This window comes from Teredinibacter haidensis (genome assembly GCF_014211975.1).
GTDB classification, from domain to species: Bacteria; Pseudomonadota; Gammaproteobacteria; order Pseudomonadales; family Cellvibrionaceae; genus Teredinibacter; species Teredinibacter haidensis.
The window spans coordinates 4,687,317-4,709,137 of the sequence record NZ_CP060084.1 but is presented as its reverse complement, the minus strand read 5'-3'; the positions used below and the strand labels follow the sequence as shown (position 1 = coordinate 4,709,137).

Below are 21,821 nucleotides of genomic sequence, written 5' to 3'. Positions count from 1 at the left end.
GCGAAGGGTTTTAAAAGCCTAAGACGCCGAGATACGTCAAAAGTAACTCGAAGCTTTTTGTGACAACTGATTAATTCTTATGGAATATTACCGACCGTAGTCGATATTTGGAACGAAGTGAAGTGCAGGCGTTTCACTTCTCGAAACTAGCGAGAATTCAAGACCACCGAAAACACAAAATGGAAATCTGAACGAATTACAGACGATAGCGCGACATGCTTATAGCCAGGGCAATCACTATTGGTATGATCAATCGAACTCTCACAGAACAAACTACCACTTAAAATTCAATTAAAAAAGCGCCGCAACTGCGGCACTTTGATAACGACTCTTTTTATAATATATCTGAACAAGCCCGGACGTTGTTTCATACTAGAAGTTCTTATTGACAAGATATGGCTGAAAGATCGATGTATTTACCACCAAAACTTTACAACGCGCCTTCAGAGACAACCCCACCTAAATATCAACTCGTGATATTTCAACAACACTTAGACCTATTTAGAAATTTCGCTGCGTTTATAGCGCCATCAAACTCATTAATTATTACACCAGGCACCCAGCGCAGTGGTTCCATCACTATTACTGTAAAGCGGGCGAATATTAAACCCACAACCACCACAATACTGACTTATTTGATTTGTAATGGTTGACGTAATAATGGTGGGTAAAGACCCCCAAAAATGCCCAGCATTGTCACCGCAAGGCTCGGAAGGGGGAGTAATGGCTGGAGTGATAAGTGTTGGGCTAAAACAGGTGCCGGTGTGTGAGTACACGCCATGATCCACTATAGAGCATGTTGGAGCGCCGGGAGGCGTTGAACCTATCGGCCGTTTTTGCTGTTTAATAGTACGCGTTAACGGCGTCACGGCATTCCCACTTTCTACCAGCGTACATTGATACGCCTGAGATACCGTTATCCAGTAATACGTTTGGTTTTGTTGGGTGGTTACCCAACTACAATCCGTAACGCTATGTTCATTTGCCAGAGCCGAGTTCCCCATCAACATCGATACTGCGAGCAGCAGAAAAAAAGATAACGTTTTATTCTTCATATAATTCTCCTAGAACTATTATTTTTCGCTATAAAATTTTCCCTTTTTTTATAGCAATATTACCAAGCTCACCATCACTTGATTGGCGGACACCAACCTCCGTGTCAGTTAAAACTCAGAGTTAATAGACAGACCTCCGGCGTCGCGAGAAACGAAAATGGCTGAACTTCCGACGATGTGATTCGGCGCGGCAACCAGCTCGCGATAGTCGCCAGTCTTGGAGAAACTATTCGACAGCACTTCAATAATGGCATTTGCCTGACGAAGATCGGAAATTGCAACGTCCACCCGACACTGAGTTGACCGACACTCAACGCCCTGCAAGGCAAATTCTCCAAGTGCTTCTTCGTTGTAAAACATACTGGAAATTTCGTCTTCAGCTTCAATAGACCAGGATGCATCTTTTTCTTCCGCACTAAATTTCCGATTCATTTCATGCTCGATATTAAACTTGCTATCGCGCGCAATTTGGCTACTAACCCAGATCTGAAACTCGCTCGTTCGCTGCTCACTTTTAAGCAGCTCAGCCTCAGCTATAGCAATCTCTTCGAATTTTTTTCGGGTGGAATATTCACCGCGCTCGACCATCTCTTTTGGCAACAGTTCTTCACGCGGGAGTAAGACATTGTTTTTTGTGATGGATTTAGAAAGGAGCGGCGCTTGTGGCTGACAATCGTTAAGTGGTAGCTCGCCAGGACGCTCACTTCGGTGAACCTCGGCAACATTACCCTGCCCTACATTCTGAAACCGATGGCCAAGAAAAAATGAAAGTATTACGGATAATAAAAGAATCAAATATTGATGCCGCTGCATCCCTATGACCCTCCAGAAATTATTGTTATTCTACCCAAGTCAATGCATGACATTATTACAAAATAATTGTCCGCACGAAAAAAACAAAAGTCGTACCTTTCACTACGAGATTACACAAAACAAAATCCATAGCGATGAGCTATAAAGATTTAACAGAATCAACGAAAATCTCAATTAGTTATCATGTTAACGTCGCAAGCCACTGAGATTATCCTGTTTAATATCAACATACAATCCCAAAAAACCAAATTCAAAGCATACTAACTTATGCTTCAAAAAATCATTTGGCATCAAATCTTTCATTTCTGTCACAAAGAAGGTTTTCCATATATAAGCTGGAAATATATACCAAGCACAAAAAAGGAACTCGCCCAGGCCTAATCTACGCGAGCTCCTTTAACAATTCGGCCCACGAGTTTTTGGGCGCTATTTTCCAATGTCAGGGTATAACTTAACCATTAGCCATCAATGTATTCGTCTCTGCTGGCTCAGAAACGTCACGCAGCGCTCTTGCCGCAGAAACCATATTGCTGAGTGCAGATAACACTTCGTCCCACTTTCGTGTTTTCAAACCACAGTCGGGGTTTACCCACAAACGCTCGGCGGGAATTCGTTGTGCCGCCCGGCGCATATTCTCAACAATTTGTTCGACCGTTGGAATATTTGGAGAATGAATATCGTATACGCCTGGACCGATATCGTTGGGATAACTGAATTTTTCAAACGCGTTTAGCAATTCCATATCAGAACGAGAGCTTTCGATCGTAATTACGTCCGCGTCCATCTGCGCAACCGCTGCAATAATGTCGTTAAACTCTGAGTAACACATATGGGTATGGATTTGCGTACTATCGCTTACGCCGTTTGCACTAATGCGATACGCTTCAACTGCCCAATCCAGATATCCCTGCCATTCAGTGCGGCGCAGGGGTAGACCTTCCCGCAGGGCGGCTTCATCGATTTGAATTATCTGAATACCCGCCGCTTCCAACTGCTGCACTTCTTCTCGTATCGCCAGCGCCAGTTGCAGGGCCGTTCTACTCCTTTTCTGATCATCACGTACGAACGACCAATTAAGCATGGTGACCGGGCCTGTTAGCATTCCTTTAAGTGGTTTTTGCGTTAGCGATTGCGCGTATTGAATCCATTGCAGCGTCATGCCACTTGGGCGAGAGATATCGCCGTATAAAATGGGCGGTTTCACACAGCGTGAGCCGTAAGATTGAACCCAGCCTTTTTCACTGAAGGCATAACCCTGCAGCTGTTCGCCGAAGTATTCGACCATATCGTTGCGCTCGGCTTCGCCGTGAACCAGCACATCCAAACCCAGCTCTTCCTGCACACTTACGGCCCGCTCTATTTCCTGTTTTATTAGCCGCTCGTATTCCATTTGCTGCAATTCACCAAGTTTATAGCGTCTGCGCAAGCTGCGGATTTCGTCTGTTTGTGGAAAGGAGCCTATTGTCGTCGTCGGAAATTCCGGCAAGTTTAAAGCCTGCCGCTGGAGGGCGGCGCGCGTGGGGAAAGGGCTTCGGCGCTGTCCGAACTCGGCGTTTATCTGGCCCATAGCCGCCTGAACAGAGGCATTGTGCACGCGTGTTGATGACCGTCGTCCCAGTATGGCCGCTTTATTGTCCTCCAACGCTTGTGCGACCGATTCACAACCATGGTTTAAGGCTTTGGCCAGCACGGCCAGCTCTTCCAGTTTTTGTACCGCGAAAGACAGCCAGCTTTTAATTTCAGGATCCAGCGCACTTTCATTAGTCAGATCCACTGGCACATGTAAAAGCGAGCAGGAAGGCGCCAGCCAGAGCCCATCACCCCGCTTGTCGGCCAGAGGCTGCAACCATTCCAGTGCTGCATTTAAATCCGTCTTCCAAATATTGCGACCGTCGATAACGCCCAGCGATAACACTTTATGCGCAGGCAACCAGTCGACAACTCTCGTCACTTCTTTTGGGTTATTGATGGCATCGATATGTAGCCCCGCAACCGGCAGTGTGCAGGCCAATTGCAGGTTATCTTCCAGCGCACCGAAATAGGTGCTTAACAGCAAATTAATTTTTTGTGTTTTAAATCGGTGACAGCTGCGCTCCAGCGCCTGTTTCCACTCGGGCGACAGATCAGTCGCCAATATGGGTTCATCCAACTGAACCCACTCCACACCAGCGTCCTCTAGGCGCTGTAATAATTGGCTATAGATTTCCAGCAGCGATTCCAACAAATCGAGTTTATTACTGCCATCACGAGCTTTGCCCAGCCAGAGGTAGGTCACCGGCCCGAGCAGTACGGGTTTGACCTTGCCCCCCTGCTGCCTGGCTTCACTTAACTCTCCCAACAGGCGTTCGGGATTCAGTGCAAATTGAGTCTGGGCATCAAATTCCGGGACGATGTAATGGTAGTTGGTGTCAAACCATTTTGTCATCTCCCCCGCCCGCGTACAGCCACAATCATCTGTGTTGTGCGCCCGACCTCTCGCCACCCGAAAATACTGCTGCAGGGTATCGCCAGAACCCGCCCGCTCGGGAATATTACCGAGCAAAAAGCTGGTATCCAGTACGTGGTCGTAGAGGGAAAAATCGCCCACGGGCCGGTAGTCACAGCTCTTTTGATAAGCCCAGTGTCGCGCGCGTAATTGTTCAGCGGTGGCTTGCAAATTGGCAGCGTGGGTTTTCCCCTGCCATAACGATTCCAATGCAAATTTAAGTTCCCGGTTACCGCCTATGCGCGGGAACCCAAGGTTGTGTGTGGTAACCATAACGTCTCACTCGTTTGTATTGATCAAGAATTGCCGAGCAGTCTAACGAGCGTAAACCATGAGGAATAATGGTATTATTTTGCAATTCCATTAATTTTATTCATAGATGATATGATTGAACGTCACCACCTGCGTATCTTGTGCGAACTTGAAAAACAAGGCTCCCTTACCGCTGCAGCCAAAACTTTGTGCCTTACCCAGTCCGCGCTCACACATACGATTAAGAAGCTTGAACACCAGCTGGGCACACGCCTATGGCATAAAGATGGGCGCGGACTAAAGTTCACGCAGGCCGGTGACTATCTACTTGCGGAGGCGAAGCGCCTGCTCCCCCAAATGCGCAACCTCGACGAGGTAATGCAGCAAATTGCCTCGGGGAAAAAGGGCTCGCTACGAATAGGTATGGAGTGCCACCCCTGCTATCAATGGCTGCTACGGCTGTTACAACCCTATCTTCAGGAGTGGCCTCAGGTCGATGTGGACGTAAAACAGCGCTTCCAGTTTGGCGGTATGGCAGCTCTATTTAACCGCGAAATCGACATACTGGTAACGCCCGACCCACTGCACAGAAAAGGCGTTCGCTTTACACCGGTGTTCGACTACGAACAAGTATTGGTCGTAGGCCTTCAGCACCCGCTGGCATCAAAAGCTTATGTAATGCCGAAAGATCTGAATCATCACCAACTTTTTAGCTACCCCGTTTCCACGGAACGGCTAGACATTTACAACCAATTTCTGTTGCCTGCCAACTGTCGACCACGACAACACAAAACGGTCGAAACCACTGAGATTATGCTGCAGATGGTAGAAGCCGGTCGCGGCGTCGCCACACTGCCACAATGGCTCGTAACCGAGCTGGCGGAAACTTTTGCGGTAAAAGCGGTGCGCCTGGGACACAAAGGCATACAAAAACAGATTCACCTGGGCACGCGTGACGACGCTGATCAAACCGACTATTTACGCGCGTTTATCGAGCTGGCACTCAGACCACAGGCAGGCCCGACTGAACAACCGTATTAACGCTCCCCATCTGCGCCAGACGCTGCTGAGTGGCCGCCAACTGTTCAGAGCTTATCCACTGGTTATCGACTGTAATCCGAAACTGGTAGTCGATACCGCTATCCAGAACCCATCGAGCACTCTGCCAGGCTGCGTTACCACTGTCGTTAACACCGGTAATAAGCGGGTAATGATCGACCGGAGCTTTCACATCCAAACCAATCCAGTCGATTAATGGCAACAAGGTTTTAAGCCGACGCGGGTAGATCCCCGCGCTGTGCAAGCCGACTTTAAACCCTAGAGCTTTAACTTCTTCAATAGCCGCCCACAGACTGACCTGCGCCGTTGGCTCTCCCCCGGAAAAAACCACGGCATCCAATAATCCGCGACGGCGGGCGAGAAAATCCATCACTTGCTGCCAGCAAATTCTAGTACCACCACCGGTGGGCTGCAGCCCTTGGTTGTGGCAATAAACGCAGCGCCACGGGCAACCCTGGGCGAACACGATGGCCGCCAGCTCACCGGGATAATCAATACTGGTTAAGGGCTGAAAACCACCCACCTGCAGTGTCTTAGCTCTCGGCATGCGGCTTTTTATCTACGGTAAAAAAACGACGCTGCTGATGCTCCGCCTGCTTGCCCGCATTCCAGGCTGACACAGGGCGATGGTAGCCCATTACTCGGGTCCAGACTTCGCAGCGCACACGCTCTTCTGGTTTTAACTCGACTTTATTGTTCATCGCTAATCTCCTTCGATTTTTGTTGCAGAATGTCCTGATCACAGCGCGGGCAGTATTCATGCTCACCAGCTAAATAGCCGTGCTTGGGACAAATGGAAAACGTTGGTGTTACCGTGATGTAAGGCAGGCGAAAATTGCTGAGCGCGCGCTTAACAAGCCGGCGACAGGCATCTGCGCTTGCCAGAGGCTCGCCCAGATAGAGATGTAAAACCGTTCCACCCGTGTACTTACTTTGCAATTCCTGCTGACGCTCCAGCGCGTCGAAGGGATCCTGGGTGAAATCCACCGGTAACTGGGAGGAATTGGTGTAGTACGGACTATCCTCCGTACCTGCCTGCAGGATATCCTTAAAGCGCTTTTTATCTTCCCGCGCAAAACGATAGGTCGTGCCTTCCGCCGGTGTCGCTTCCAGGTTGTATAGATGCCCGGTTTCTTCCTGAAACTGTGTCATACGCAAACGCACATGGTCGAGCAGCCGCAGCGCCAGTGCTTTGCCGTCGGGAGTGGCAATATGCCATTGATCTTCGGAAAAATTGCGAATCATCTCATTGACACCATTTATACCCAGGGTGGAGAAATGGTTGCGCAGCGAGCCCAAATAACGCTTGGTATAAGGAAATAAGCCCGCGTCGATATGCCGCTGTATCACTTTGCGCTTAAGCTCTAGGCTGTCCCGCCCCAGGTCCAGCAACCGATCCAAGGCCTCTATCAACCCAGCCTCATTACCTTTGTGCAGGTAACCCAGGCGCGCGCAATTGATAGTTACCACACCCAGAGAGCCCGTTTGCTCGGCAGAGCCAAAGAGGCCATTACCCCGCTTTAACAGCTCCCTTAAATCCAGCTGCAGCCGGCAGCACATGGAGCGAACCATATTGGGCTCCAGCTCGGAATTGAGAAAATTTTGGAAATACGGCAGGCCGTATTTGGCTGTCATGGCAAACAGGCGCTCGGCATTCTCTGAGTGCCAGGGAAATTCACGAGTGATGTTGTACGTGGGGATAGGGAAGGTAAACACGCGGCCATTGGCGTCGCCCTCGGACATAACCTCGATATACGCGCGGTTGATCATATCCATTTCACACTGCAGCTCGCCGTAGCAAAATGGCATGGTCTCGGTGCCGATAACAGGGTTCTGCTGTTTAAGATCGTCCGGGCACACCCAATCGAACGTAAGGTTGGTAAAAGGGGTTTGCGTACCCCAGCGCGAGGGCACATTCAGGTTGTAAACCAACTCCTGAATGTGCTGGCGAACTTCGGTATAACTCAACTGATCTTTGCGCACAAATGGCGCCATATAGGTATCGAAAGAACTGAAGGCCTGGGCACCGGCCCATTCGTTCTGCAGGGTTCCCAGAAAATTCACGATCTGGCCCACGGCGCTCGACATATGTTGCGGTGGCGCTGCCTCTACCTGACCGGGCACACCGTTCAAGCCCTCGTGTAACAGCGTGCGCAGTGACCAGCCCGCGCAATAACCGCTGAGCATATCCAAATCGTGAATATGCAAGTCGCCCTTGCGGTGAGCCTCGCCTATTTGGGGCGGATACACATGATTAAGCCAGTAGTTGGCGATAATTTTTCCAGAGGTGTTAAGGATCAATCCGCCCAGCGAATACCCCTGATTGGCATTCGCAGCAACCCGCCAATCGAGCCTATCGAGATATTCGTTAACAGCTGAGGACACATCCACCAAGGTTTGCTTATCCTTTCGCAAGCGCTGATGCTGTTCGCGATAGACAATAAACGCCCGCGCTGTTTTTAAGTGATTGGCACTGATCAAGGCCTGTTCGACAATGTCTTGTACGCGCTCTATATCCACTTCACGTACTTGCAAATGACCGATAACTTTCAGTACCTGCGACGTCATTAGACTGGCTTCTGCTCCGTCCAACTCATTCGTCGCAAGCCCAGCTTTAGCGATGGCCTGCTCGATTTTGTCGCGCTCAAAAACAGCGCGACTGCCGTCGCGTTTACGCACGGCTTCTGGCATTTGAGAAAACAATGAATTGGCTGACGCCACGTTACTAGACATAAGACTCCCCGATATCTGTGGGGGGTCGCGCGGAAACTTAGTGAACGGCGGGGAAGGTAAGGTCAACAGCGTCGACCACCCTGCTGGTCCTAGCGCGAGACCCGGGTTGAGCTGTCAGCTTTCTGGCAGCACATTGGCAGGCATTCGGGCTTAAAGTGGGGATTAATACATTCCCACTTATTACCGTTGCGCGACAGCCCTGGATTCACACCAGGTTCCCCTGCATTTAGTGACACAAAGCCTACATGTTGTGCTTCTCATCACTTAAAACACATCATATAGGATAATTACTATTTTTATTTGTGATGGATCAATGACCTGAAAAGAGACGAATGTAACATCCAGCCGCTGCTTTGAGCGAGGACTTTACCAAAAGGCATCTGGAGCAGCGTACAAGCCCGCCGAGATTATCTCAGACGCTAAATAGCGATTTTACTCATTTAAACAAGCCTATAACTAACGCGACAACCTCCAATTATCTGCTATCTTTCCGACAGGCTCCCGCCCATAACAAACGGATATCTCAAAAGAGACAAGATTCAAGCTTATTCGTTTTGGACGTTGGAGGTAACCAACTGGTGAAGCTCTGATTAAATTTTAATTCGCCCCGGACGAATACATATCAACGAGGTCCAAGCGACGGTCCATCGCAAGATGGATTCACTTAAAACGTATCGTCGATAAAGGAAATTTGTAAGCATCTATATCAAACCCTATTGTAAAGAGATTACGCAACCGCTTTAACGAAAAAAATAATCTTCTACTTTTAGGGAAACATCATAGCGACGCCCGAAAAAGAATGGAAAAATGCCGTAACGTCACCACAAAATAACAGTAAGAAAAACGCGAAGCTTAGGCGAATAATTGAGCAAGCCCAAGCATCTACCTCTATTGTTTACGTGTTGCACCACCCTTATCTAGGCATTTTCTGGCAGTTGCGGATGGCGCGCATAGCGTCTATTCTTCCATTTTACTGAATAGAAAAATTTTCAATTCACGGGCATTTTTATTTTCGACAGTATAATTGGCTGATTTTGCCATTTTTCAATCATTGGATTCGATTACTTGCATACATATTATTATTGGTACGAAAAAGGAGTAGCATCGTGACGTTTCGGCGAGCGCGATCTGAAGATTGTAAAAAAATCCGGATTACTGAAATCCTTTCGGCGGCTGAAAGTGTTATCGCAGAACAGCGCTTTGAGCGCTGCAACCTCAACGACATTGCTGCCGCTGTTGGCATGAGTAAACCGGCACTCTATCGATATTTCCGCGTCAAAGAACTTATATTTTTGGAAATCTATCGCAGGGAGTTATCCGAACTAATTCCATTACTGATTAAAGCTTTTACACCGCCATCATCAGAGGCCATTACCAAGGTATTTGTTAGCCGACCCATATTTTGTCGTTTGAGCGGCATACTCACAACTGTACTCGAGCAACCACTTACGCTCGAAGAGGCCATTGACTTTAAAAGTGAAGTGGCAATATTAATGCAACCGCTCGTAAAAACGGTAGCCATAGAATTGTCGTTAACGCCCCAAAACGCGATCCAATGTATATTACAACTTTTTTCTTCCCTAATCGGCGCCTGGCACTTAAGTAACCCAAGCGCATTAATGGCAAAGGCCTACGAAATACCCGAACTTAGCGTATTTAACATGAAATTTTATGATTCGCTGTACTGGCATATTGAAGCCTTGCTTAAAGGCTATGTCGATTGATTTAAAATTTTTCAACTACTTTCCGTACGCCCCACTTAAACCACTTTTCAATAAACCACCTCATACTTTACTTGGGCAGAAGCCGTTCAAACTTGGCCCTAGGATAAGCGAACCGTCTCGCCCCCCCGAACAACCTCAGTTCCCCCCACAACACCAGATGAAATTGCGCAATTAATCTAAGCAGTATCAGTGCTAGACCAAGCCCGACGATGGTTAGCTAAATACCTATAGAGCACCAACGCCACGCAAGACGGTACGACATAGTCTGAACAGTTGACATATATCAACAGCTTAAGTTACCCTGAGTAACATAATATACCGAACGATACGGGTGCCATACCGTGTATCCGTTTCCGCCAAATTTAGCAGATCCATATAATTAATAATAATTTGGTCGTTCATCGGATACTAAACGAGCACACCAAAGAGGGCTTTAGGGACAAACTCAAACCATTCTTTCAATGAAACGCCACTCGTGAAAACCCGCCAACCTCCATAAGGCGCCGCCACGAGCATTCTGACAAAAAGCTGACTGAAGCTTTCGGAATGGTTTTTAGTGCTTAACAAAATTTAAAGACATAGTGGCGTCGAGTACTTTCCCTCAACGCCTCTTACGTTTACTTTAATTTTTAACTAAAACTAGTGATGGTAGTGAAATGGAAATACAGGACATATGGATCGTTGTGGGTGACCGGTTCTACAACTATAACAACATCTCTTCGTGTATCCTTTATAGCGACTGGAAGGATTTGGTAAAATCAGGCGAAACACATGCCGGCACCTGCCTATTCGTTCCAGGCCAAGGCCTAAGCCCCATTCAAATCGACAATATTTACAGGCAGTCTCCTTTTTTTGAAAGCTCCCCTCCCCCTATTGCCACACAAAAGCAAACACACAAGCATATTTCCGATAATATTCTTATAACAGAACCGATAAAAACTGGAGAGAACACCTATTCCTCCAAGCTTGTACTACAGGAAAATAATGAGTTCATTCTCGACCATACTACCGGCTACCATATTCGAGGTATGATTTTCCTGGAGGTAACACGCCAAATGTCGACCTCAGTAGTAGATTTACTCTTCAACGACTCTAATAGCTATTATGTTATGCACAATATTTACGCTGAATATCTCAATTTCTCGTTTCCGATTGAGACGTTCATAGAGCTGACAATCGAGCATAAAGAAACTGAAAATCGTGAAAAATATTTCAATGTAACTGTCGATTTTTATCAAAACTCAACAAAAGTTGTTACATCGGGTGGTCGTTTCACGGCTTCGAAAAAATCAGAACTCTGTAAAAAGGAGGCTCGACTTGCGCAAATAACGACGAATAAATTTTGTCGGCTAATGAAGAAGAAACTCAAGGAAGAACAAAATAGTGAAGAAATTCTAAGAGAAGAAATTGCATGAAAAAGATACTGGTTACCGGTGCTACCGGGCATCTTGGGCTTAATTTAGTATCAAAATTGCTAGACAAAGGCTACCAAGTAATAGCGGTTGTTCGAAATTTCAGTAAAGCTAAAGCGTTAGGACTAGATAAAAGCAAAGCCGAAATACGCATAGCTGATCTTACCAAGCTAGATGAAGCCGAAAGCGTAATGCAGGGTGCTGACATCGTATTCCAAGCGGCAGCAAACTTTTCACATTGGAGTGAAGACCCTGAACACGATATTATTTTAGCTAACAACCGTATCACAGATAATGTATTAATCGCTTGCAAGCACAACGCAGTCGAACGCGTGATTTACGTTGGTTCGACAGGAGCGCTAGGGCGAAGTAACGAGCGCGTTGTAGGGCCCAATGAGTGGATAGAAAACACTCACGGAAACCCGTACTTTGAATCGAAGAAACAATCTGAACAACTCGCGTGGGCTAAAGCAAAAAAGCTGGGAATTAATATGGTGTCTGTATTGCCCGGTGCCATGCTCGGTGGATCGTTTACGCATTCAACACCAACAAGCCGCTTTATCGAATCGATTAGGGATGGGAAAGTTCCATTTAACCTAAACTTTGAACTCAATATTGTAGATGTCAATGACGTTTGCGACGCAATGATAAATGCTATAGATAAAGCAAAAATCGGAAATCGATATATTTTGGCCAATCCCGCAGGTATTAGCCTTATCCAAATCAACAAATTTTTCCAAAAGTATAACCCAGACCTGACCCCGCCCATAAATTCTGGTCGATTAATATTGATGGTCGTCGCATCCATCGCAGAATTTATAGGTTTTATTATTAAAACAGAGCCACAGCTGCTAAGGAGCCAAGTTAAGTTCTACTACAACAGTAAAGAATCGTACGATATATCAAAATCTATCAACGATCTAGACTTCTCACCAAGATCTTCTATAGACTGCCTAAACAATGAAAACGTTATTTTACGTCCACAAGAGGTTACCTGCTAACATGCTTCGATTAACGATACTCATAACAATAACGCTAACCTTTGCGCAACAGGCCATCGCTGGTGATTTGTACGACGAGGTATATCAACTATCGAATAAGGATCTGATGGTCCAGCTATTTGAAAAAATCAGCTTTGACAAATACGATATAGAAGACTTAGATAGAATATGGATTGAGCGTGATATATCAACCCAATTTGTTGTGCGTAGTTTTGAAAGATACAGAAGGCACAACCAACAAGTCGCAGATGCCTATCAAGAAGTAATACTCTGGCACACAGAGATTGACATAATCCCCTCATCAACGACCAAGGAAGAGTTTGACCTTGCCGCGCAACTTTTTCACGAAAAATCAGCCCTTTTTGGCGGTACTGTACGCGTTATTGGAGGTTTCCTCGACAAAGGTGAACCCTATAGAAGAGGTATCTGCCGTTGGGTAGCGCCAAATACCTTCGTCATGCTTTATGTTGTCCGACTGGCAAGAGAGCCATTTTTTGGTTCCGTCTTCCCTATGGACGGAGGGACCATGGTCTCGCAAACACTTCACTAGCGAATAATTATTCGCTAAATTTAAAAATATCAACGTTACTTTGTGTCTCCTTAGAGCCCTGCTCCCTGCATCTAGCGGCGCATGCAAAAAATGGTAACATCTTAGTATTACCCTAATCTCTACCTGATAAGACTCCCCTCATTTCAGGTAAGCTCCTAGAGAGACGATGGGATTTTAACATCCTAAGGTGTTTTGTTTTTGCGTTCTAGATGCGGCATTTTTTACACTAAAGAATTACAATCTATACGATATGAAAAACATCAAATTATTTGCAATTGATATTGATGGCGTAATACTCAAAGATACCTTCAGCCCTGTACTGCACACACTTATATTGCGCCACGGCGGAGATTACACCCGTGATATTGAGCGTAATGTATTTTCAAGAAACCAAATTCAGGCGGCAAATTACATAATAGAAACCCTGGAAATCAATATCACAGCACACCACCTTATAGACGAATACTTTACCGAAAGGGAAGCTTACCTCAAACATCACGATGGAGGTCTAAACGAAGACGCGCTTGAAACCTTAGCGTTGCTTTCAGAGTTCAAACTTCCCATACTCTGCTACGGAGGTCTTGAAAAGCACAAAATCCATAAGGAGTTTTTACCCTGCATGGATTTTTTTGACGACTACATTTGCACCAATAGCTTCAGACCAGGAATGAAGGAAATAATTTATAGCGCCAAACTATCGCCAACAAACGTTCTTTTTATAGACGATGTCAATACCGTTGCAGAAACCTGCAAGAATTTAGGCACGGGATTCATCGGGTTACCACCCTCTCATACCTGGGGTTGGCAGGATAGCGATATGAAGCGTACCGGAGTTGTACACCGCTTAAGTTCGCTCACACAAATAACTAAAGAACGAATACTGGAGATTGATATTGATCCTGGAAAATGCTTCAAACCACAACCTGTTTAGCGGTGGAGCACCAGCAAGCATCATCGCGGATTTTGACGGTGTCCTAGCCTATCAGAACACCCAACTACTTCTGGATGCCTGCTACAAAATCATATCTCAATATCGCCCGTTGGATTACAGCATATTCCGTCAATTATTTTCGTCACTCGTACCTCACCCTCTCGACCTGTCTATCGACTTTCTACTTTCCTCAATGGATCTCAATCATATAAAAGCGGAACTCGTTAGTGCTTTAATGTCGACAAATGGGGGCATTAGCGAATCGAAAACTTTTATCCACCACTGTATTGAAAAACGTATACCCCTCTATATATTGTCCACCGGCAATATTCAGGCTGAAAAGTATCGGGAAATTATAGAGCTACTTGGTAAGGACCACGTTATTGCAGAGCCCGGGCTGAGTAAAACTAATCCTGAACACTATTCTCGTGTTACCAGCACCATCAATTTAACGCCATCAAAGACGCTCTACATTGATGACTGCCCTACAGCGCTAAACGCCGCAAAAATAGCAGGATACGTTACTGCGATGATGTGTAATTCCGTATTTAGGCGCGAAGACTTACCCTCAAAGCAAGAGTTTATAAAAATAATATTCAACAACTGGTCGGATGCTCTATTGTTTCTCGAAAATAGGTAACGAACTTTTTTGGTATAAAAAAATGGATTTTATAAAAGTTTTGTACTTTCACATTTTATTCGATTCTGCTTTTTGGGCGCAGCCAATCCTGAGCAATAGAGCCAACTATATCATTTCACTCAACACCTGCCAGCCAACGACTTCCCATTTAATTTTCATCAACTAAATGACAAGCGTATCTATCTTTGATAAAAGTCAACGATCAAAATATTAGTATATGCTTATATTTAGACGTCAACAGCTCTAGGCTCGACCATGTGGAAGACACGATTAAAATCACTCTGGCTGCCCATCAGCATCTTTGCCATTATTACCATACCGTTATTGGTGTTGCTGCCCGATCATGAGCTGCCTACGGCCGACCCATCCAGTTTCCTCCCCCAACGTATTCCCCACGTAGACCATACAGCGCTAATGAAAGGCCCATACGATACGCCACAGCAGGTAACCGCCCGCTGCCTGGAGTGCCATGATAAAAGCGACGATCAGGTGATGCGCTCCTCCCACTGGACTTGGGAGCATGAGCCCGTTCTTGTGCCCGGTCGTACCGAGCGAGTGAAAGGAGGAAAGAAGAACGTCATTAACAACTTTTGCATAGGCGTTGCCGGAAACTGGGAGGGCTGCACAGGCTGCCATGCTGGCTACGGCTGGAAAGATGACAGCTTTGATTTTTCTGACAACCGCAATGTCGACTGCCTTGTCTGCCACGAGCAAACGGGCACTTATGTGAAAGGCAAGGCGGGATTACCAGTAGACGGAGTGGACCTACTCGCTTCAGCGAAGAGCGTCGCATTCCCCAGCCGCAGCAACTGCGGTAGTTGCCACTTCGGCGGAGGTGGTGGAGATGCCGTGAAGCATGGCGACCTGGACTCCAGCCTCTACTTTCCCTCCGATGATGTCGATATACATATGGGCAAGCACGATATGGTTTGTACCGATTGCCATAGAACCGAAAGCCATAAGATATCCGGTCGCGCCTTAAGTGTAAGCATGGATAATACCGCTCAGGTGAGCTGTATCGATTGCCACAGTGAAACCCTCCACCAAGATCAGCGTATCAATCAGCACACAAGCACCGTCGCCTGCCAGACTTGTCACATACCAGAAGTAGCCACGCGCAGCGCCACTAAAACCCATTGGGACTGGAGCCAGGCTGGTGACAATGAGCGGGAAGAGAATGAGGGATACAAAAAGATCAAAGGTGAATTTAAATATGCGAATAACTTAAAACCCGAATACCTCTGGTTTAGCGGTACAGCTCAACGCCATTTATACGGAGACAAGATTAACCGTGACGGAGCAACCGATTTAAATTATCCCAATGGGGATATTAATAATCCCCACGCTAAAATTTTCCCGTTTAAGGTTCACAGCGCAAAGCAAATTTACGATAAACAATATCAGCACTTGCTGCAGCCGAAAACCTATGGCGAGACCGGCTATTGGAAAACATTCGACTGGGACAGCGCCGTACAGCAGGGGTCAGACATAACCGGGCTTGCCTATAGTGGTGAGTTTGGCTTTACCGAAACCTTAATGTACTGGCCACAAACGCATATGGTGCAAGCCGCCAGCAGAGCCTTGCAATGTCGCGACTGCCACAACGAAACAGCCAACGATAAAGCAGGCAGATTAAACTGGAAAGCTCTTGGCTACGCCGGTGACCCGATTCGCTGGGGATCCCGTAAGTTAACTGCAGATATGCAGGGTAGTGAAAAATGAAAGCATGGTTTTCAATCATTTCCTTCCTATTACTTACCACCACTCTATCTGTGAGGGGCAACGATTTTCACCCGGAATTTTCACTGCTCAATACGGCCGGAGAAATCTGGCAAGACGGCGAAGCGATTTCACAGCCATTAACCTGCGGCCAATGCCACAATGCCGAATTTATCCATTCTTCGCTTGCCCCTTACCACCACAAAGCTGCCGAAGGTGGTGACCGCCTAAAGCTATATTTGGGTATAACGCTGACAAATACGCGTAAAAAGAACATCCAATGCCTGGACTGTCACAACCCTGACCGGAGTCACACACTTTCAGAACTGGTTAATCACGAAGGGGAAATCTCCCCCCAAACCCTAACACTTACCAGCCCAACCAGTACAGCTTGCGGCAACTGCCACAGCTTAGTAGAAATCGGAAGCGAAGCGTTGAGCATTGATGGCCAGATTGAAAATGACAATACTTTTGGATTGACCGGTGAAATTTTTTCTTCGCAATTTATCAGTCAATCAGCCCTGAACATTGCCAACAAACAGAAATTGAACTACAGCTTTGATGCTCACGCTGAGCGTGTAGTGAGTTGCAGCGACTGCCATGCTTCAGCCAACAATCCCGTCTCGCCACAAAAACTCGATACCAATAAGCAACTATCCTTCGACCCACGTACGCTTTCAGCACATGACTATCTACAACAACCCGATCATAATTTCACACACGCCCATGAATGCAGCAGCTGTCATAAAGTAGACAAAACACATAACTGGCTCCCCTATCTTAGTAGACATCTCAGCAAGCTTAGCTGCGAAAGCTGCCATAGTAATTGGATTGCCAGCCCCGCATTCTCAAATATCTCACTCACAGGAGATAATATAAAAGTGACATGGCGCGGTTTACAAGACGGTTTAATTACAGGCTATAACCCATGGTTACTTCCCAATAAACACGGTAAGTTTTCGCCCTTCAATATTATTGAAATTGTTAACGAAAAAAATACCTTTGCTGTAGCAAAAGGCATTCATCACAACATCAGCTCTGAGGCCGCCATAAAACACTGCAGCGCCTGCCACAGTAACACCTCCATATTACTAAGAGCTCTACCCGCCAATCCCAGAAACCTGAATTTTCCCGAGAGTTTTCTATCGAACCTTAAACCTGTCCCCGCTGCAGCAGGCATTTACGTACTCGGTGGAGATACCGTGCCCATTGTCGATTGGCTAGGGCTCATTATCCTAATAGCCACGCTAAGCAGCGTAAGTGCACACGGGTTCGCTCTGTATCTAACTCGCCGCAAAAGCGCTGATCGCGCTACCCCCCGTATACGCGTCTATATGTATCGTTACTACCAACGCCTGTGGCATTGGCTACAGGCAGCGATCATATTTATTCTACTGATTACAGGCGCTGCCATTCACAAGCCGTGGCTTTTTTCATGGCTGAGTTTTGGCTCAATGGTGGAGCTACACAATATTTTTGCGTTTATTTTGTTCACTAATGCTGCTCTGGCTCTTTTCTATCATTTAGCTAGTGGTGAAATAAAGCAATTTATCCCCATGCCAGCAGACTTGTTTGTCCGCAGTTTTGAGCAGCTACATTTTTATCTCAAGGGTATATTTGAAAACGCACCCCACCCATTCGAAAAGGATCCACAGCATAAGCTTAACCCATTACAAAAAATTGCGTACTTCGGTCTACTTAATGTGCTGCTGCCTGCTCAGATGTTCACCGGGTTGTTAATGTGGGGCGCACAGAAATGGCCAATAGTTTCCGATAGTATTGGCGGCTTAACATTGCTAGGCCCATTACATAGTTTGCTGGCTTGGGCATTTGTATCTTTCCTAATTATGCATATTTACCTCACCACGACTTCCGGCCCCAGACCTTTATCTGGCATTCAATCCATGATTAATGGCTGGGAAGAAGTGGAAGATATAAACGGGAGCACTCCTAATGAATAAACACCAGTATCCCATCACGCCCAGTACTGGAAAGGATTACTGGAACCCCTATTTTTCCGGCATATTGTTAGGCATCGTTCTATTTCTTTCTTTCTTTATTACCGGCAACGGGCTCGGTGCGTCCGGCGGGCTAAATCGCTTTACTGTTTATCTACAGGATTTTTTTTTCCCGCAGCACGTAGACACAACGCCATTTTTACTCGCCATGGCCGGCGGTGACACGAACCCACTTGAGAGCTGGATTGTACCAATGGTAGTGGGCGCACTACTCGGTGGTTTTATCTCCGGCTGGCTACGTGGACGCGTAAAAATAGAAACCAACAAAGGGCCACACATTAGCAGAAACTCACGCTGGGCTTTGGCCTTTATTGGTGGAATATTAATGGGTTACGGCGCCCGGCTTGCACGGGGCTGCACATCTGGGCAAGCCTTAAGCGGCGGCGCCACCCTTTCGGTTGGCAGTTGGGCATTTATGTTAGCAGTGTTTGCGGGTGCTTATTTATTAGCCTGGGCATTCCGCAAGAGCTGGAATTAGGAGTAACACACGATGACCGCCTTTCCTCTTAACGTTGTTGCCGAATACGGCTCGACTATTGGTTATTTTATCTATGCTGTATTGGGATTATTTTTTGGCTTTATTTTAGAAAGCGCGGGTTTTGGCAATTCCCGTAAGCTTGCGGCGCAGTTCTATTTCAAAGAGCTCACCGTTTTTAAAGTAATGTTTACCGCAATTATTGTAGCAATGGTGCTTATATTTCTCTCAAGCTCACTAGGGCTTCTGGATTATCAGTTGATATGGGTGAACCCCACCTATTTATGGCCAGGCATTCTTGGCGGTCTAATAATGGGCGCTGGCTTTATCATCGGTGGTTTTTGCCCGGGTACATCGTTGGTCGCGGCAGCAACACTGAAACTCGATGGCATTTTTTTTGTTCTGGGCGTTCTCCTCGGTATTTTTATATTTGGAGATACAGTCGATTTTTATTCGGAATTTTTCAATGGGAGCTATTTCGGTCGTGTTACGCTTCCGGAAATTTTTAACCTGAGTTATGGTACCGTTGTATTACTTGTAGTGCTAATGGCTTTAGCTATGTTTTGGGGCGCCGAGTGGCTAGAGAATGCCTTGTCCGATTTCCCGCCCCCCCCAAAATGGCGTTTGCCTGCCGCCGTTGCGCTGGCATCACTGGCAACTATAACCTTAATTTTAGGCCAGCCCGATCTGTCAGATCGCTGGTTGTGGATCGCTGGAACAGAACAAACCCGCATCGAAAATCGTGAAATTTATGTATCCCCAATGGAAGTTGCCACCTTACAAAACGATAGACAAATAAGAGTAAGACTACTCGATATTCGCGGCCAATCAGATTTCAATAGCTTCCATATTCGCGAAGCAGAACATACGCCCTTGGACAAGATTCAATCACTGGCGAGAGACTTGATCGATCAGCCCGCCAATACGGTAAACATTATTGCTGGTAATGGAGAGCTGAGGGCGACTCAAGCCTGGAAACAATTACGCGCGGCTAGTATTCCTAACCTTTACGTATTAGAGGGAGGAGTTAATGGTTGGATTCGTCAGTTTGCACCGCAAAGCTTTTTGTTAGATAGCAAGCAACCAGAATCTGGCTCAGATGAAGTCGGGTTCCACTTTGCCAAAGCACTGGGCAACCGCTACCCCATGGCAAGCCCAAACCTTCTAGCCTTTCCAGAGCCTTTTGTGGACAAAGTAAAGCTGGAAGTGAAGCGAGCCCCGGCAGGCGGTGGCTGTGGCTAGCAGATAATTATGATGCGTACCCCCAAGACGCAAAAACAGCGCTTCCGTTTGATCCACGAAGCATATAAACGGATATTATATGCTTCGTGGATAACTCTAGACTTGCCAAGGCTCTTACCGTCCACTCCAACCGGTTACAACCCCATTGTCTAAAAATACGTAAAAGTAGCCATATTTTCGGAAGCCTACTCGGTCGTAAACCATCTGCTCTCGGGTATAAGTATGCGTAACAAGGGTTTCGGTTGCATAGGGTATATTGATTGCAGCAACAACCTCGACCCAGGTCATTCCCATTGATACGCTGTGATGCATAACCGCATATTCGTACTGCTCTAGATATAGCGACCGAGCCAAAGCTTTGGAATAATTTTCAGCCGTGGGGTTTCTGTGGATACGTTCGATAGACGCGCGATCCTCTTGGCTTAAACGCTCCGTTTTCATAACCGGTACTCTGGCGCAAGCCAATAGTAAAAAGCTCAAGACCAAAGGAACACCAATCGCCCTCATTTGTAACACCCTTTAAACCCATTCAAAAGTGCTAGCACATTACCGGAGGATGGCGCCCAACTCAACAAAACAACCTAATAAGCTCCATTTACCATCGACGACTCACCATCGAAGATACACAGACACAAAAAAGGCCAACCGCATAAACGACTGGCCTTTTTGTGTTAAACCACGCTTTTTACATATTTTCTAACGTCAAATAAACAAGTGTTTGATTCAGCAATTGGTACGCTATCTCACCAAACGTCATCGGCCCAGTAAGCTTGCCCGTCTTTTTTCCTTCCAGTTCAGAATACAGGAAGTTCAGAATACAGTTACAGGAAAACGCAATACTGTTGTTATCGGCTGCAGGTATAGCTTCATTAAATTCGCTGACATAATCGCCTACTGGCTTAGCAAAGCGATATTCAACACCGGGAAAAACCGGAGCATAAAGCGTAACATCTCCGTCACCAAGCTCTTGAATACTAACATTTACCTTAACGCCAGAATAATCTGCCACTAAAGGCAAGCGCGTATCAATACTATTTTCTTTAACGTAATCGGCAAGGTTATATTCTTCACCATCAACTTTACAGTTTGATACGGTAAAACCATTTTCTGGAAATTGAATTGCAGCTCCATCACCCGGCTCAAAAAGGTTTACGGTTTTAATTTGAGCAAACTGATTATCTGGCAGAGGAATATGTATCGCCGCTGCCTGCGTATCACTTAACAGGCCACCAGCAGGCCCAAATCCGACCTTAGCAGAGCGAGTAGCTAACTCATCCAGATGCACACCCGCAATCCAACCGATAATAGGCGAGAAAAACATCTTCGGGAAATCCGGTGCGTTTTGTGCGTAGGCCAGATGAACCTCCGAACCTGCAGGTAAGATAAGAATCGTAAACCCCTGTTCTGGCGCTTCAGAGGCAATACGAGAAATATTATTTACATCGTAAAGCGTAAAGCGAGGCAAATGGCTAGAGGTCAAACCAGAAATTGTATTCACATACAATTTCTCCTGATCAACCTTCCCACCCTCTTCTGTCATAAAATAAGGAATTGTGCCAGCAATCCAGTTACCAGAGGGCAAAGAGGCCAGCGCTCGTTCGTCTCCCGAGATAACCATATAATCACCACGAGAAATCATATTTACGACTTCGTCACGAGTCACCGCATGACTCGAGAAAGATACAGAACCTGCTGCAGACATTTTTTACTCC

Annotated in this window: 19 protein-coding genes and 1 riboswitch; of the genes, 11 read left to right on the top strand and 8 right to left on the bottom strand. The window is 46.4% G+C overall.

The features are described 5' to 3' along the window. Positions 1-539 precede the first annotated feature (539 nt). The 3 genes from H5715_RS19185 to metE form a co-directional block, all read right to left on the bottom strand. Positions 540-1,055 (bottom strand): hypothetical protein, encoded by a 516-nt coding sequence (locus H5715_RS19185; RefSeq protein ID WP_075185014.1) that lies wholly within the window; start codon positions 1,053-1,055, stop codon positions 540-542. Positions 1,056-1,163: 108 nt separating this feature from the next. Next, complete coding sequence (locus tag H5715_RS19180) at positions 1,164-1,868, bottom strand: hypothetical protein (RefSeq protein WP_075185015.1); 705 nt, start codon at positions 1,866-1,868, stop codon at positions 1,164-1,166. Positions 1,869-2,319: 451 nt separating this feature from the next. After that, positions 2,320-4,626 (bottom strand): 5-methyltetrahydropteroyltriglutamate--homocysteine S-methyltransferase, encoded by a 2,307-nt coding sequence (gene metE, locus H5715_RS19175; RefSeq protein ID WP_075185016.1) that lies wholly within the window; start codon positions 4,624-4,626, stop codon positions 2,320-2,322. Between the two features lie 111 nt (positions 4,627-4,737). Between metE and H5715_RS19170 the strand changes: the two genes are divergently transcribed. Continuing rightward, positions 4,738-5,646: a LysR family transcriptional regulator gene (locus H5715_RS19170; protein WP_075185017.1), complete on the top strand. Its 909-nt coding sequence runs from the start codon at positions 4,738-4,740 to the stop codon at positions 5,644-5,646. Here the strand turns inward: H5715_RS19170 and H5715_RS19165 are convergent. The 3 genes from H5715_RS19165 to H5715_RS19155 are packed head-to-tail and all read right to left on the bottom strand — an operon-like array spanning position 5,609 to position 8,397. Next, positions 5,609-6,211, bottom strand: a complete 603-nt coding sequence (locus H5715_RS19165; RefSeq protein ID WP_075185018.1) for an anaerobic ribonucleoside-triphosphate reductase activating protein — start codon at positions 6,209-6,211, stop codon at positions 5,609-5,611. The two genes, H5715_RS19170 and H5715_RS19165, sit on opposite strands and share 38 nt — an antisense overlap. Then, on the bottom strand, positions 6,198-6,365 hold the full coding sequence (gene nrdD / locus H5715_RS20450) for an anaerobic ribonucleoside-triphosphate reductase (protein WP_075185019.1): 168 nt from the start codon (positions 6,363-6,365) through the stop codon (positions 6,198-6,200). The genes H5715_RS19165 and nrdD overlap by 14 nt, the downstream gene beginning before the upstream one ends. Further along, a complete protein-coding gene (locus H5715_RS19155) occupies positions 6,355-8,397 on the bottom strand; it encodes a ribonucleoside triphosphate reductase (RefSeq protein WP_075185020.1) in 2,043 nt (680 codons plus the stop codon). The genes nrdD and H5715_RS19155 overlap by 11 nt, the downstream gene beginning before the upstream one ends. Before the next feature lie 118 nt (positions 8,398-8,515). Continuing rightward, positions 8,516-8,657: riboswitch (cobalamin riboswitch) on the bottom strand. Positions 8,658-9,503: 846 nt separating this feature from the next. Between H5715_RS19155 and H5715_RS19150 the strand changes: the two genes are divergently transcribed. From H5715_RS19150 to H5715_RS19105, 10 genes are all read left to right on the top strand, one after another. Beyond that, positions 9,504-10,121, top strand: coding sequence for a TetR/AcrR family transcriptional regulator (locus H5715_RS19150; protein ID WP_075185021.1), 618 nt, complete (start codon positions 9,504-9,506; stop codon positions 10,119-10,121). 656 nt (positions 10,122-10,777) lie between these two features. Further along, entirely contained in the window at positions 10,778-11,536 is a 759-nt protein-coding gene (locus H5715_RS19145) for an AfsA-related hotdog domain-containing protein (protein WP_075185022.1), read from the top strand. Beyond that, complete coding sequence (locus H5715_RS19140; protein WP_075185023.1) at positions 11,533-12,534, top strand: NAD-dependent epimerase/dehydratase family protein; 1,002 nt, start codon at positions 11,533-11,535, stop codon at positions 12,532-12,534. The genes H5715_RS19145 and H5715_RS19140 overlap by 4 nt, the downstream gene beginning before the upstream one ends. A 1-nt stretch (position 12,535) precedes the next feature. After that, positions 12,536-13,084, top strand: coding sequence for a hypothetical protein (locus tag H5715_RS19135; RefSeq protein WP_075185024.1), 549 nt, complete (start codon positions 12,536-12,538; stop codon positions 13,082-13,084). 250 nt (positions 13,085-13,334) lie between these two features. Next, a complete protein-coding gene (locus H5715_RS19130) occupies positions 13,335-14,015 on the top strand; it encodes an HAD family hydrolase (protein ID WP_075185069.1) in 681 nt (226 codons plus the stop codon). Then, entirely contained in the window at positions 13,978-14,655 is a 678-nt protein-coding gene (locus tag H5715_RS19125; RefSeq protein ID WP_075185025.1) for a hypothetical protein, read from the top strand. Before H5715_RS19130 ends, H5715_RS19125 begins: the two co-directional genes overlap by 38 nt. A gap of 255 nt (positions 14,656-14,910) precedes the next feature. Then, complete coding sequence (locus tag H5715_RS19120; RefSeq protein ID WP_075185026.1) at positions 14,911-16,377, top strand: tetrathionate reductase family octaheme c-type cytochrome; 1,467 nt, start codon at positions 14,911-14,913, stop codon at positions 16,375-16,377. Beyond that, positions 16,374-18,335 carry a cytochrome b/b6 domain-containing protein gene (locus H5715_RS19115; RefSeq protein ID WP_083607960.1) on the top strand — a complete coding sequence of 654 codons (1,962 nt, stop codon included), beginning with the start codon at positions 16,374-16,376 and terminating at the stop codon, positions 18,333-18,335. Before H5715_RS19120 ends, H5715_RS19115 begins: the two co-directional genes overlap by 4 nt. Next, complete coding sequence (locus H5715_RS19110; protein ID WP_075185027.1) at positions 18,328-18,870, top strand: YeeE/YedE thiosulfate transporter family protein; 543 nt, start codon at positions 18,328-18,330, stop codon at positions 18,868-18,870. Before H5715_RS19115 ends, H5715_RS19110 begins: the two co-directional genes overlap by 8 nt. A gap of 12 nt (positions 18,871-18,882) precedes the next feature. After that, complete coding sequence (locus H5715_RS19105) at positions 18,883-20,109, top strand: YeeE/YedE thiosulfate transporter family protein (RefSeq protein ID WP_075185028.1); 1,227 nt, start codon at positions 18,883-18,885, stop codon at positions 20,107-20,109. 114 nt (positions 20,110-20,223) lie between these two features. On the opposite strand, the gene H5715_RS19100 is transcribed toward H5715_RS19105, so the two are convergent. After that, positions 20,224-20,550 carry a hypothetical protein gene (locus H5715_RS19100; RefSeq protein ID WP_139309747.1) on the bottom strand — a complete coding sequence of 109 codons (327 nt, stop codon included), beginning with the start codon at positions 20,548-20,550 and terminating at the stop codon, positions 20,224-20,226. A gap of 244 nt (positions 20,551-20,794) precedes the next feature. Continuing rightward, positions 20,795-21,811: a DUF6976 family protein gene (locus tag H5715_RS19095; RefSeq protein ID WP_075185030.1), complete on the bottom strand. Its 1,017-nt coding sequence runs from the start codon at positions 21,809-21,811 to the stop codon at positions 20,795-20,797. Positions 21,812-21,821: the final 10 nt, after the last annotated feature.

What these genes read in the sequence shown, in the direction of transcription:
- H5715_RS19185 (WP_075185014.1), bottom strand. Translation starts at nt 1,055, where the DNA reads ATGAAGAATAAAACGTTATCTTTTTTTCTGCTGCTCGCAGTATCGATG.
- H5715_RS19180 (WP_075185015.1), bottom strand. Translation starts at nt 1,868, where the DNA reads ATGCAGCGGCATCAATATTTGATTCTTTTATTATCCGTAATACTTTCA.
- metE (WP_075185016.1), bottom strand. Translation starts at nt 4,626, where the DNA reads ATGGTTACCACACACAACCTTGGGTTCCCGCGCATAGGCGGTAACCGG.
- H5715_RS19170 (WP_075185017.1), top strand. Translation starts at nt 4,738, where the DNA reads ATGATTGAACGTCACCACCTGCGTATCTTGTGCGAACTTGAAAAACAA.
- H5715_RS19165 (WP_075185018.1), bottom strand. Translation starts at nt 6,211, where the DNA reads ATGCCGAGAGCTAAGACACTGCAGGTGGGTGGTTTTCAGCCCTTAACC.
- nrdD (WP_075185019.1), bottom strand. Translation starts at nt 6,365, where the DNA reads ATGAACAATAAAGTCGAGTTAAAACCAGAAGAGCGTGTGCGCTGCGAA.
- H5715_RS19155 (WP_075185020.1), bottom strand. Translation starts at nt 8,397, where the DNA reads ATGTCTAGTAACGTGGCGTCAGCCAATTCATTGTTTTCTCAAATGCCA.
- H5715_RS19145 (WP_075185022.1), top strand. Translation starts at nt 10,778, where the DNA reads ATGGAAATACAGGACATATGGATCGTTGTGGGTGACCGGTTCTACAAC.
- H5715_RS19140 (WP_075185023.1), top strand. Translation starts at nt 11,533, where the DNA reads ATGAAAAAGATACTGGTTACCGGTGCTACCGGGCATCTTGGGCTTAAT.
- H5715_RS19135 (WP_075185024.1), top strand. Translation starts at nt 12,536, where the DNA reads ATGCTTCGATTAACGATACTCATAACAATAACGCTAACCTTTGCGCAA.
- H5715_RS19130 (WP_075185069.1), top strand. Translation starts at nt 13,335, where the DNA reads ATGAAAAACATCAAATTATTTGCAATTGATATTGATGGCGTAATACTC.
- H5715_RS19120 (WP_075185026.1), top strand. Translation starts at nt 14,911, where the DNA reads ATGTGGAAGACACGATTAAAATCACTCTGGCTGCCCATCAGCATCTTT.
- H5715_RS19115 (WP_083607960.1), top strand. Translation starts at nt 16,374, where the DNA reads ATGAAAGCATGGTTTTCAATCATTTCCTTCCTATTACTTACCACCACT.
- H5715_RS19110 (WP_075185027.1), top strand. Translation starts at nt 18,328, where the DNA reads ATGAATAAACACCAGTATCCCATCACGCCCAGTACTGGAAAGGATTAC.
- H5715_RS19105 (WP_075185028.1), top strand. Translation starts at nt 18,883, where the DNA reads ATGACCGCCTTTCCTCTTAACGTTGTTGCCGAATACGGCTCGACTATT.
- H5715_RS19100 (WP_139309747.1), bottom strand. Translation starts at nt 20,550, where the DNA reads ATGAAAACGGAGCGTTTAAGCCAAGAGGATCGCGCGTCTATCGAACGT.
- H5715_RS19095 (WP_075185030.1), bottom strand. Translation starts at nt 21,811, where the DNA reads ATGTCTGCAGCAGGTTCTGTATCTTTCTCGAGTCATGCGGTGACTCGT.